Annotated in this window: 18 protein-coding genes; 1 reads left to right on the forward strand and 17 read right to left on the reverse strand. The window is 61.0% G+C overall.

Going from position 1 to position 11,336, the window contains the following annotated elements:
• The 17 genes from WC906_04075 to WC906_04155 form a co-directional block, all read right to left on the reverse strand.
• The coding region (locus tag WC906_04075; protein MFA5777590.1) for a hypothetical protein at window positions 1-842 on the reverse strand (842 nt) is incomplete at its 3' end.
• A gap of 17 nt (window positions 843-859) precedes the next feature.
• Window positions 860-1,450: a hypothetical protein gene (locus WC906_04080; protein MFA5777591.1), complete on the reverse strand. Its 591-nt coding sequence runs from the start codon at window positions 1,448-1,450 to the stop codon at window positions 860-862.
• On the reverse strand, window positions 1,450-2,037 hold the full coding sequence (locus tag WC906_04085) for a hypothetical protein (GenBank protein MFA5777592.1): 588 nt from the start codon (window positions 2,035-2,037) through the stop codon (window positions 1,450-1,452). Before WC906_04085 ends, WC906_04080 begins: the two co-directional genes overlap by 1 nt.
• On the reverse strand, window positions 2,037-2,663 hold the full coding sequence (locus WC906_04090) for a hypothetical protein (GenBank protein MFA5777593.1): 627 nt from the start codon (window positions 2,661-2,663) through the stop codon (window positions 2,037-2,039). Before WC906_04090 ends, WC906_04085 begins: the two co-directional genes overlap by 1 nt.
• A gap of 3 nt (window positions 2,664-2,666) precedes the next feature.
• Complete coding sequence (locus tag WC906_04095) at window positions 2,667-3,239, reverse strand: hypothetical protein (protein ID MFA5777594.1); 573 nt, start codon at window positions 3,237-3,239, stop codon at window positions 2,667-2,669.
• 99 nt (window positions 3,240-3,338) lie between these two features.
• Window positions 3,339-4,061, reverse strand: a complete 723-nt coding sequence (locus tag WC906_04100; protein ID MFA5777595.1) for a hypothetical protein — start codon at window positions 4,059-4,061, stop codon at window positions 3,339-3,341.
• 139 nt (window positions 4,062-4,200) lie between these two features.
• Window positions 4,201-4,821 (reverse strand): hypothetical protein, encoded by a 621-nt coding sequence (locus WC906_04105; protein ID MFA5777596.1) that lies wholly within the window; start codon window positions 4,819-4,821, stop codon window positions 4,201-4,203.
• 82 nt (window positions 4,822-4,903) lie between these two features.
• Window positions 4,904-5,467, reverse strand: coding sequence for a hypothetical protein (locus WC906_04110; protein ID MFA5777597.1), 564 nt, complete (start codon window positions 5,465-5,467; stop codon window positions 4,904-4,906).
• Between the two features lie 11 nt (window positions 5,468-5,478).
• A complete protein-coding gene (locus tag WC906_04115) occupies window positions 5,479-6,741 on the reverse strand; it encodes a hypothetical protein (protein ID MFA5777598.1) in 1,263 nt (420 codons plus the stop codon).
• 10 nt (window positions 6,742-6,751) lie between these two features.
• The gene (locus WC906_04120) at window positions 6,752-7,078 is read right to left on the reverse strand and encodes a hypothetical protein (GenBank protein ID MFA5777599.1); all 327 of its coding nucleotides are present in this window, start codon (window positions 7,076-7,078) and stop codon (window positions 6,752-6,754) included.
• Entirely contained in the window at window positions 7,078-7,686 is a 609-nt protein-coding gene (locus WC906_04125; protein ID MFA5777600.1) for a hypothetical protein, read from the reverse strand. Before WC906_04125 ends, WC906_04120 begins: the two co-directional genes overlap by 1 nt.
• Complete coding sequence (locus WC906_04130; GenBank protein ID MFA5777601.1) at window positions 7,686-8,114, reverse strand: hypothetical protein; 429 nt, start codon at window positions 8,112-8,114, stop codon at window positions 7,686-7,688. The genes WC906_04125 and WC906_04130 overlap by 1 nt, the downstream gene beginning before the upstream one ends.
• Window positions 8,111-8,533, reverse strand: coding sequence for a peptidoglycan-binding domain-containing protein (locus WC906_04135; protein MFA5777602.1), 423 nt, complete (start codon window positions 8,531-8,533; stop codon window positions 8,111-8,113). Before WC906_04135 ends, WC906_04130 begins: the two co-directional genes overlap by 4 nt.
• A gap of 138 nt (window positions 8,534-8,671) precedes the next feature.
• Window positions 8,672-8,986 carry a hypothetical protein gene (locus tag WC906_04140; protein ID MFA5777603.1) on the reverse strand — a complete coding sequence of 105 codons (315 nt, stop codon included), beginning with the start codon at window positions 8,984-8,986 and terminating at the stop codon, window positions 8,672-8,674.
• Entirely contained in the window at window positions 8,983-9,408 is a 426-nt protein-coding gene (locus tag WC906_04145; GenBank protein MFA5777604.1) for a hypothetical protein, read from the reverse strand. The genes WC906_04140 and WC906_04145 overlap by 4 nt, the downstream gene beginning before the upstream one ends.
• Before the next feature lie 2 nt (window positions 9,409-9,410).
• Entirely contained in the window at window positions 9,411-9,863 is a 453-nt protein-coding gene (locus WC906_04150; protein ID MFA5777605.1) for a hypothetical protein, read from the reverse strand.
• Window positions 9,848-10,249 (reverse strand): transglutaminase domain-containing protein, encoded by a 402-nt coding sequence (locus WC906_04155; GenBank protein ID MFA5777606.1) that lies wholly within the window; start codon window positions 10,247-10,249, stop codon window positions 9,848-9,850. Before WC906_04155 ends, WC906_04150 begins: the two co-directional genes overlap by 16 nt.
• A 350-nt stretch (window positions 10,250-10,599) precedes the next feature.
• Here WC906_04155 and WC906_04160 point away from each other — a divergent pair, with 350 nt between their 5' ends.
• A complete protein-coding gene (locus tag WC906_04160) occupies window positions 10,600-11,058 on the forward strand; it encodes a hypothetical protein (GenBank protein MFA5777607.1) in 459 nt (152 codons plus the stop codon).
• Window positions 11,059-11,336: the final 278 nt, after the last annotated feature.

Here is an 11,336-nt window from a genome sequence, read left to right on the forward strand (position 1 = left end):
TCAAGGAAGAAGCTCGTGACCTTGGCGAACGTCGCTCCAGAGTCGTCCGAACGCCACAAGGCCCCCGTATCGCGCTCCACGGCCTGAACCACGCCGTAGCCGTCGTAGCCGATGCCTCCAACGTTCGCGTCAGCCTCCATCGCAGCCGCGAACGTGACGAGATCGACGGTAGACCCAACGGTTGTGTCATCTCCGGCAAGCAAGATTCGTCCGCTGTCCCCCGCTTGGCAGATGTCGACGACCTGGATCGGCCCTTCCCCGCTCGCATAGGTCGCGTACTGGATCATCGCCACGTTGATCGTGCCGTCTGCGTTGTAGCTCGCGGCCTCATGGATGACGTAGTAGATGCGGCGTGCGTAGTCCGCATTCGAGAACAGCCAGCACCAAGAGTTGATCGCGCCGCCCACATAGACGAACGCAAGCCCGACCCATCCATGCACCTGCGTAGATGGATGGATCGCCTCGAAGGCGGCGTCTTCGGTCGTTTCCTTCCAGCGCGACTCATCGACGTTTTCTGTCCAATGCAGCGTCCCGCGATTCTCCTGCGCAACCCAGGCGTCCACCTCGACGCCAGCGACGAAGCGACGACCGAATGAGATGCCTCGTCCACCAGACATCGCGCCCTCAAACGGGCCTGCCTCGAAATCGAAGTCGACGCCTTGCACCGCGAGCAGTTTCGAGCCCTTGCCGGTGAGTTGGTAGACGAGGTTTTCGATCTTCTCGCCATCAAGCGACAACCTAAATTCTACGTCTAAGACGCTTGCGAGGCGCGACAAGATGTCAGCAGCGCTGCCACCAGACTTCTTGCCGGTGGACGGGTACTTGGCTTTGGATGTCCGCATGTTGCCCACGTTGGACCTCAGATCTTGGGGTAGGTGTGACGAACCTTCAAGCTGATCTCCAGCTTGAGAGGCTCCGCATTCCAGTCAGGGTCCAGTGCGAGAGTCTTGATGTCCAACCCGTACGGGATCAAGCCGATCCACTTCTCTGTGGCAACATCGCCACCCGTGTGCTTCCCGAATGGGATGAAGCGGTTCACTTCCATCCACTCGCCCCAAGGGGCGCAGAAGTCGATGAACAGGTTTGGCTTGAAGGGGACATCGTTGGGGATGCCCGTGGCGACCGTGTCGAACACAGCTCCAATGACACCATAGATGCGCACTTCGGTCCTGGCCTGAAGGGTGAGCAGCGCGTCCGCAAACGGGCAATCCAGGCGTACGGCTTCGAGGAAGATGTTGTCCCTCAAGTCAAACGAATTGCCCTTGTCATTGACGCCCTTGCCGCCCCAAGTGGGACTGTCGAATACCTCGATGTCAGGCTGGATGCACGCCTTGTGCGCTCCAGGCACCGCTGCGGTGTTGGCGATGATGAGCGGTGCCGGGGCCGCCAGGACATCGATACCCTCGCTCCAGGCGAACGGAAGCGTCGTGATGCGTGGTAGGTAGCTCATCAGAAGCTCCGTTCAGCCAGAGTACTGGGTGGGACACCTTCGACCATGGACACTCCGCGGCGACCTGACGCGTCAGCACCAGGGATCCATTCAGACGACTTGGAGAACGCAGCGATCCAGTTTTTGTCCGACACCTCGTACCCATTCAGCGCCACGCGGATGGACAGATTCTGGTATCCCACGAGCTTGTCCGTGATGTCCAGGTTGCAGCTCATGAACGTCTCCAGGTGCTTGGGCTCACTGGTGCAGTAGTACCACCAGCGCAACCGAAGGTCGTCGACGCGCCCCGCGAACGGGAGCGTATTCCGGAACACGGGCGTTCCCGAGTCGTCCACAATGGTCAGCAAGGACATCTTGGTCTGGCTGTCGACCAGAGCCTCCAGCAGGATCTCATCAGACACTGACGGCAGGAACGACATCGACTCGATGAGGTACAGCGATCGGTTGTTGAGGTCGTAGTTGAAGCTGGCCTTGACACCCTTGAAATTGAAGCCCCCAGCGATCTGGGGAGCCGTCAGAGTGGCCATCATGCGAAACGGGGTTGTCGAAGCCCAGGGCAGGTTGTCGTAGTTGGGGTTGGGGTACATCAGAGCACCAACAGGTAGCCGAAGATGTTGGCGCTGACACGACGCTCGGCGTTGGACGTGTTGCGCAGCGTGATCTTGATCTCGGAGTCACCCGTGAAGATGTGCCCCTGCCCGATACGCAACAGCCCCAGGCTCTGCGCTTCGCACAGGTCGCTCAACGGCTGGTCCGTCGTGATGACACGCCCCTGGGACGACACGAAGGTCATGGAGAGGCGAATGTCGTGCAGGTAGTTGGACAGATGCTGTCGCTGCTTGAGCCTGTAGAAGGCGGGTGTAGCGGCCAACTCGTCGGCAGGCACGGTCGACCAAGCACCTGCGCGACCCTGGGGTCCCTTGACGGTCCACTTGGTCCACAGGAAGCGGAAGAAGCCGCGCTCGGGGGTACGAACGGTGAAGGTGCGCTGCCCATTGGCCGCGACAACTTCCTCGACCGTATCGAGCAGGTCTTCGGGCGGTATGATTGGAGCACCATTGGCGTCAGTGCCGGAGGCGATCATGTCCAGGCGGCGCTTCTGTACCAGAGATATGGCCAGAGGCGTTCCGATGACGTTGGAGGTGCGCTGCACCAGCTCCGCCTGGAATCGAGCCTCAGACACCGCCAGGGGTAAATCCCGACGGTGGTTCATGGCTTATGCTCCCACGCCGTCGTGCAGCAACCCGATCAGCGTCACCTCGACCTTGTGGTACGCCGCTTCGGCGACGGTCAGGATGGCTTCGTCGCGGTTGCGGAACTCGAAGTACAGGTCCTTCTGGTCTTCCAGGACGAGCTTGTAGGGGCTCAACACGACCAGCCCAGGCACATAGCCCGGAGCGCACAGGTTCTCGATGGGCATGAAGCCGTCGGTCAGCTCGCGACCCGTGGCGGCATCCTTGATGTACACCGTCAAGCCCGACTCGGCCTTCTGGGTGGCGTCAGCCGCGCTCGACACAGCCAACCCCATGGGGAAGCTGGTCTGCTGCCCCGTGATCGCGTCGATGGTCTGAGGCACCACGCCGTTGACGTCGCACGGCCCGTAGGCGCGGATGCGGATCTCGGTGATCTTGAACGCGCCATTGAGCGAGTTGTTGATCTTGAGACGCCCCGAGTTGCTGGGGTTACCCTTGCACGGCACGACCGTCTCGCCGCCCAGGAATTTCGGGTAGCGGAAGCGCTGGGTTGAAATGTCGTCGGAGAGCTGGGCTGCGATGTCGGAGGCTTGCATGTGGTTCCTCTAAGGAAGAGATGGTGCCATGGTAGAAAGGTAAAAGGGTCGAGTCCTTCTCGACCAAAGGTACAAGGGTCCCGAGGGACCCTGGAGACACTACTTCGAGCGGACCATTCCACCGATGAGGGAGATGCGGAGCGCATCGCCGTCAGTGGCCAGCACCGTCAGCGCGTCCGTGACCGAAGCGATGTTCTGGTCAGGGATGATCTGGATGGAGAACTGGGTCTGGTTGCCGTTGATGTTCGAGATCACGACCTGCTGATCGAGGTTGAGCAGCTTGCCCGGAACACCGAACGCCGCGTTGAAGCTCTGGGCTCCGGCAGCGGCCAGGGTGGGGGTGATGTACTCGACCGGGGCCGTGTAGCCCACGAGGTCGGCCAGAGAGTTCCAGGCACTCATGGGCGTCTCGAACTCGAACTCGAGCGTGGGCATCTTCACGCGCAGGATCGAGTAGTTGAGCAGGTGCCTGAAGGCGTGGAGCTTCTTGGCCGCGTCGGCGACGGTGTCGGGGGTCTGGTTGGCCGCAGCGCCTGCGCCACTGGACTGCACCATGTTCAGCGCGATGCGGTCGAACACGAACGAGTTGCCAGCCGGGAGGCGGCGGGACTCGGTCATGGACGTGTGTCCCAGCGTCTTGGTGACGCCGAACTGTGCGCTGTTCTGCGGCACGGCGAAGAACTCGACAAGCTGGTTCCAGCCGGTCGCGAACTTGACGGTGTCCCAGATGGTGGAGCTGATGAAGTCACCAGCACCGGCGGGGCGGGAGCCCTGGTTGACGAGGCCGAGGGCCTGCATGGAACGCTCGCTGACTGCAAACATGATTATCTCCTTGGTGCGGACACATCTTCTCATGGTCCGAGTGGGTCACCCTATGGGTGTGCTCAAAAGGCCCCAGGATCGGGACCGTTCAAGATCAAGTACCCTGAGTGATTCTCAGGGCAAATTCTGTCGAACTGGATCAGTTTGCCTGGAAGAATCCGTCGGTGGTGCCCGAGCGGCCCGACAGAGTGTTCTGGATGGAACGTGCAGGCAGATCGGCACCGAGGTTGCGGCGGATCGAACCGGCAGGCAGGTCAGAGCCTACCATGCGGTAGCGCTGGTTCTCGCCCACGAGACCCGTGAAGCCGGGGACGTTCTGGCGCACGAGGTCCATGCCACCCGACGCTGCCACACCCAGAGCGACCTTCTTGGCGAGGTCCTTCTTCATGTATCCGTACGCCAGGGCGCCAACGGCGATGTGGACGAGGCCGCGAAGCTTCAGACCCCAGCCGGAGGTGAAGAGTCCGATCTTGTTCAGTCCGTAGTTCGTGATCGCCACGCCACCAGCGAGACCGGCCACCAGGGGCAACACGGTACCGAGGACGACGTTCTTGACGCCACGAGCGGCGGACGGATTCCGACGGGTGCGGGAGGGGTTGGCGCGGGTGACCTTGCCCTTGTAGGGACTGCGCTTACCGAACGTGACGGTCCCCCTGCTGATGCGGACCTTGGGGCGAACGTATCCGCTCTTGGACTTGCGACTGCGACGGCGAGTGGCCATGACATGACTCCTTGTGGTGTGGATCTGATCTGTGACCACTCGCACTAAAGGAGTCGCGTAGTCTGCTGTAGTCCCGAGATTACTGTCTCGGGTCAGTTTTGGCAAGTGTTCTGCCGAAATTCTACTTGCGGGGCCGTTTGGAAGGCTTTTTGGCGGGCCTGCGCAGCGCCACCAGGGGCTTCTTGACCGCCCCGGTGCGCTTGTGCTGGCGCTTGGCCTTCAGCACCGTCATGACCCTGCCAGTAGCCGTATCCGTGACGGCACCCTTGACGGCCTTGTGGGCTGCACGGGAGGTGTTGGCCGCGCTGAGGGTGTGTGCCCGAGACACAACCTTCTCACCCGTCGCGGTGACGCCCTCGGCCTTGTAGCGCAGGCCGGGGATGTGCGCCTTCGTGCCGTACTTGGCCTTGGTGCGCGAGCGGTCCAGGGCACGCACAGCGAGCTTGGTCTGGGAGGGGTTCTTCTTGGTCTTGCGCCCAGGGTATGACTTGCCGATCACGGCAATGCGTGGGTCATAGCCGTCGTGGTTGATGAGACTGCGCCTGACGTCACCGGCTGTAGTTCCAGGTGTGAAGAAAACGGTGTCGATGTGCTTCTTGCCCAGGAACACGTCGAACTCTCCAATGAGAGCTCGTGCATTGCTCTTGCGCACCGGGGAGGGGTTGAGGAGTGGGATGGTGTTCATCGTATCACCTTTCAGCGGAGGGATGCAGGAATGAGGGAGTCGCGGAGCACTTCGGCCAGGACCTTGGAGTGGCTCGCGCCCTTCCAGTTGCCCTGGGCGTCACGTACCACGTACTGAGGCTTGCGAGATGCGGCTCCAGTGTATTCGCGTGTGATCTTGAGACCACCCTTGAGGGTGCGAGACCTTGTCTTCGGATTCGGCCTGGACGGATGCAGAGCTGCGTTCCTTGGATCGCGGGCGACCTTCAGGATGACGTGCTCGACGGTGCCCCAGGAGCACCAGTTGTTCGTGCCGCCTGTGTAGTCCTTCAGAGACGACGCCGTGCGAACATACCCCTCGGGAGTGCGGTCTGCTGCCATGCGACCGTCGCACATGATGTTGACGTAGATGATGGGCAATCCCTTGGAACGCAAATCGACGAAGCCAGACACGTAGCGGTAGCCGTCCTTGATGGTCTTGACCTCTTCGCTGGTCAGGCCCAGGTACTTCTTGATCTTGTTGCGCAGCTTCGCCGCAGTCCACGGAGCCGTGCTGCCCGCGTTGCCGAACTCGGGATTCTTCCGGGCAGACAGAATCCGTCTCCCCTTCGCAGTCGGCTTGCACTCGCCCCGCGAGACGTGGGTGCGTAGAGCGGGGTTCTTCTTGGTTGGAGCCCAGTCACCCGACAGCACCGAGTCCACGAACAGTCTTGCCGCAACCTTGCGCACCGGCAGCGTGGCGTACAGCTTTACGTCTCGGTCGTTGCCGTAGTAGGTGCGAGCTGCCCGAGGCATCCACGTCCCAGCCAGGAACGCGACGTATCTCGTCTTGTTGAAGTCGGGACGTTTGGCGACATTGGCCAAGTTCAGCGCGAGGCGCTCACCGTCCGCCTTGTGGGTAGGGGACCATCGCAGCGTTGTCGCAATCTCGTTGCCAGTGGCGTCGTTCAGGTAGTCGTCGCCAGGGTTTGACCTCGCCAAGATCGCCGAAGCAACCTCGTCGGCTTCCGAGTTGCCTGAACCCTTGCGTCGGATGGCGTCCAGGGTGTTGGACACGATCTGATACGAGTCATCCATGAGAACCTTGTGCCCGTCCATGAGCAGCCAGTCTCCTGGGGTCTTGGAGCGGGCCATGTAGAACCGGGGTGTGGGGTTCTTCTTGACAGAAAACGTCTTGGCTCGACGCTCCCGTTCAATATCCTGGGTACTCTTTCCACCGTGTGTGGTGTACGACTTGACCGTCGACACCTTCGGCTTCATGCTCAGGATCTTCTGGAGGGTGCTTTGCTTCTTCATGGATTCACTTTCAGTTGACGATGCCGCGACTGGTGACGATCTGCTTGGGACCCAAAACGTACAACTGCTTGCGACCCTCGTCGGTGCAGACGATGTTCTGGCCCTTGGGGCAGTCATGACGGTACACAGCCTTCTTGCCGTCGCCGCCACCGTTGAGCTTGTTCGACAGGTACTCGACGGCCACAGCCTCGCCCAGGTAGATCAACCCGCGAGGAATGCGAAAGGGGACCTTGGTGAGACCGTTGGGCGCCCGACCGTGGAAGTCCTTGTAAATCTTCTCCGGCGCTCGAGTCTTGGAGCGTACGCTCACGGGTCCGATGGGGTTCTTGCGGACCATCACAATCCTCCAGCGACACGGTTGGCAGCGCTTCCCGGCTTGCGGGCTGCTGCGATGTAGGGCCAAGCGACAAAAGCCGCCACAGCGAGCCCGATGTAGGGCAGATATCGGATGATATCGTACGTGGCGGTGACGCCTGTCTTCGCGGCGTTGCCGATGCTGTTGAGCACGACACCCACGTCGGTGGTGTCGACGCCTGCGTCTGCTGCCCAACCGGCAGGGGATGCGATGATCAGAGGCAGCTCCCCGGTATTGGACAGCCTCCACATGGCATTGGCCACGACGGTGGAAAGGGTGTTGTCGAACCCCGCAAGCACCATCGCGGTCTTGGCCTTGGTGGCCGTGAAGCTGGCACGGTTTTCGACCGCCCAGGCAACCCAGGCGTTGACGTACGGCGCGACATCGTCGGGGTCGACACTCTTGAGCCGTCCAAACGAAGTTGAGGCCATGGCGCCGTAAAACGGTACCCACTCGGTGTGGAATAGGGCATAGTCAGGGTTGTTTTCGGCGAGGTCAGTGATGATCCCCGCAATAGCCCACATGGCGCGACTCTTCTCATCGAGTCCCAGGGCAATCCACTTGTCGATGTTGGACGTGGCGTCAGCCATCACAGCCTCCCGCTGGTGACAGATTTTGTCGACCGCTTGCCGGTGCTGCCGATGAGGTATCCCACCAGCACACAACCCAGTGCAGCTGGGACGGCCCGAGAGATCAGCCAGGGCGCCAGCACGGATCCGAGCTTCACAGTGGTGCCGCGAATGGTGCTCGGGACCTCCTGTACGGAGGAGACGCCTTCCTGGCCCTTGGCCGTTGAGAAAATTTTGCTGTCCAGCCAGGAGCGAACTTGAGCCGCTTGCGGCTCGGGGTACATCACGACCCAGTTGTTACCCACGTCGTAGATGCCGGGGCTTACACCCGTGAGCGACTCCAGGCCTGCCTGGATGGCTTCAGCCTGGGTGCCTGGGCGCACCGCCTCGACAAGTCCGGCGTAGTCGCCTCCTGTGGCAGCGCGAAACGTGTCCAGCAGCGAGGTCATTGCTCGCTCCAGAGGTAGATGCCCCCGATGACGGCCAGAGCCACCAGAGCCCACGCTCCGGTCGACATGACGCCCGAGGAAGCTCCTTCAGCAGGCACGTGTTCACCCGTGAAGGCGTTGATCGATCCAGTGACAGAAAACGACTCACCCAGGCTCTGTGCAATGGCGTTCCAGGTCAGAGGGCCAACCACGCCGTCGGTGGTGAGCTGGGAGCGCTTTTGCAGGTTGATGACCGCGATCTCGGTGGCATCGCCGAAGATCCCGTCGACCGCGAGCTTGGAGCCCAGGCGGTTCAGGTACGTCTGGAGCGCTTTCACGGGTGAACCCTGGACGCCCTGGCGCAGCACGGGGCCGGAGCCTTTCTTGGCGGACATGTTCAGGTTGTAGCTTTCGAGGCCTGTGGCGGGAGTGATGGACATTATTTGACCTTTCCCATGTAGTACCCAATGGCAAGGCCGATCCCGAGCAGGGACACGGGCAGCAGCCATTCCTTGACGGCGATGTAACCCAGCGTGGGTCTCGGATACGGGAGCGTTTGAAGGGCGGGATCGGGCATGTCAGAGCGTCCTTTTGTTCTTGGACGGTTCCTTGCGCGTGGCGATGTAGTAGCCCAGCAGGCCCGCCCCAGCGATAATCCACCAAGTCTGTCGCAGCAATACCGGCCAGACCACGTTGGCAAGCTCATAGTCCACGCTGTGCCCCGGAACGGCCCGATTGGCACGCATGGCGAACAAGACCTCATTCAAGCCTGAACGTGCCTGTGACACATTCTGTCCACCGTACGACACCTGGGACCCGTCCACGTCGGGGCTGACGCCTGTGAACACCTGGAGCGTCAGCGCGGACGCCTGGGCTTCCAGCTCGGGGGTCATTTGAGAGCCTTCCAGCCCAGGAATCCGAGCACAGCAACGACGCCTGCAATCATGGCGCCCTTGGTGGTGCCCTGGGAGATGAACGCCTCGGCATTCTCCCGCACGGTTGTCTGCGCCTTCTCCGCGTCAGCCACAGCGACTTGGGCGCTCGAGGACGCATTCTGCAACGCAATGGTGCGCTTCACCTGTTCGATGGCGTGCTCGACCTGTGCAAGCTCCGACATGATCGCCCCTAGTGTGGCGTTGAGAACTGTGACCTGGGAGTTGCGCTGCGCCCTATCGACAATGCCGTATGCTGCGGGCAGGTTGTTCAGCTGGGTCTTGATCCCCAACTCACTTGCACTGAGCTGTGCCCAACGCGCTTCGAGCGTGGCCAGCTGTCCTTCGGTGGTGGGGTCGGCCCCCATGAGTGCTGCGAGCATGTTCAGTTCCCCTTGCGCTTGCCGCGCTTCTTGCGTGTGAAGTACCAGAGGCCGCCCACAGCGGCGATTCCGCCTACGATCCAGGCGATACCCGTATCGGTCACGGGAAGCCCCTCCACGAGGGTGGTCCCCTGGGACGGGTTGAGCTTACGGTCCAGGAAGGCGAGTGTGTCCTCGGTACCGTGCTTGAGCTTCTGAGCGGCGCTGGAGAAGTCACCCGTGATCACGTCGCCCACAAAGGCTCCTGTGTCGGTCACGACGCTGACGGAGGGGCGCACGTACTCACCGTAGGCGTCCCGCGTGGCGGACGCGATGTCGCCTGCGGTGCCGGTGATCGCGTCACCCGTGTTCGAGATGGCTTGGCCGACTGAGGAGCGCTTGACGTCGGTCCACCAACCGTGCAGTCGCGGGGCTTCGCCTTCGAGGGTTGCGATGGTAATCATGAGGGGTTCCATTCGGCTAGGATCAGCTCCTCAGCGTAAGGAACGCGAGAACCCATTGTGTTTTGGGGGTACGTCACGTCCATGCGTGTCCACCCGCTTTTTGGGAAGTGTACGTCCGCGACGACGTGATGCACAACAGACCTGTGGAAGTTTCGCAGCGCCACGAAGCGGAAAGGGTAGCCGCGTAGCGCAGCCCAGGCACCTACGCAGATGGCTTTGTCGTCGCAGTCGCCATGCAGGCTATCGTGGTCGAGCGTCTTGGAAGGCCTCTGCACCCACTCCTGGTCGACAGGGTCCTCGCGGTAGGGAATCTCACGCATGAAGACGAACAGATCCTCGGGACCCTTGTCGATGTGTGGGAGCATGTCGTGCGCATACGTCACGGCTAGGCGCAGCATTTCGGCGCCTGTCTGCTCCAGTGAATCGAGAGGTCGGACGGTCAACATATCGGGACCTTAACAACTACGTCGCGTGGTGGCAACGGTACCAATGAATTTTATGGAGTCGCAAAAGCTCAAAAAACTAAAATCGGATAATCCTACTATTCCGGTAGGCTTACATTCCTTTCCAATTTTCGCGATTTGCCTCGCGTGTACGCGCACGTGCGCACCCGGACTAGATGTCATCTCAATTTTTAATAAAATCGTGAAAAAACCCCTTGAATCCCTGGTGAGATATTTCGATGATATGGGGAGTCGACAGAACGGTCGGCAAAAACCGCTAATCCCAACCCTGGAGAATCACTCCCATGACAGCTGCAATCCAGTCCAAGATGATCTGTGACCTCGTCGCACGATTCGGTGTCTCGAAGTTGCGCTTCCAGGCGCACGGGCAGGCTGAGTTCAGCCCGCTGCCCAAGCTCCCTGCCTACAAGTCCACACCGAATGTGGTCACCGAAGAATGCGTGTCGCGTATGATGACAAGCGACAAGCTCCTGGATGTCACTTGCAAGGCGTACGCCCAGTGCCTCGGCCTCTGGTGCGCCATGTGGCTGGGTGCTGGTCGCCGACCCGACGTAGAGTCCGCAATCGGTGACTCGTTCGACGGCACGCAGGCTCGCGCAGCCTGGGACCTTGACGGGTATTCCAAGGGCGTCAAGTCAGCGATTCATTGGCTGACCATCGACAGCAAAGAAGCCGAGAGCCTGTGGCTGGCCGGATACCACGAAGGCCTTCGCCTGTTGAACGGAACGGTGGTGGGGGAATGAAAGTCAGGACAGACAAGTGCTTGCAGTGTCCCGACCAGGGCGGTCTCCCTTCCATGAAGGGTTACACCAAGGGACGCGGGCTTTGTGAATACCATCACATGATCGCGCTCGGACACAGTCGATCGGATGCCAACAAGAGTTACCCCGATCACCCTTGCGCCGTTTACGATTCCCCGAGATCTGGAGGCGCCGCATGAACCACATCTACATGTTCCGCTCCCCCGAAGGGGTCATTCGCTCGCGGGAAGCCGAGAGCGCCCACCACGCAGCCCTGAAGC

This window comes from Parcubacteria group bacterium (genome assembly GCA_041657845.1).
Lineage (GTDB): Bacteria > Patescibacteriota > Minisyncoccia > Moranbacterales > JAKLHP01 > JAKLHP01.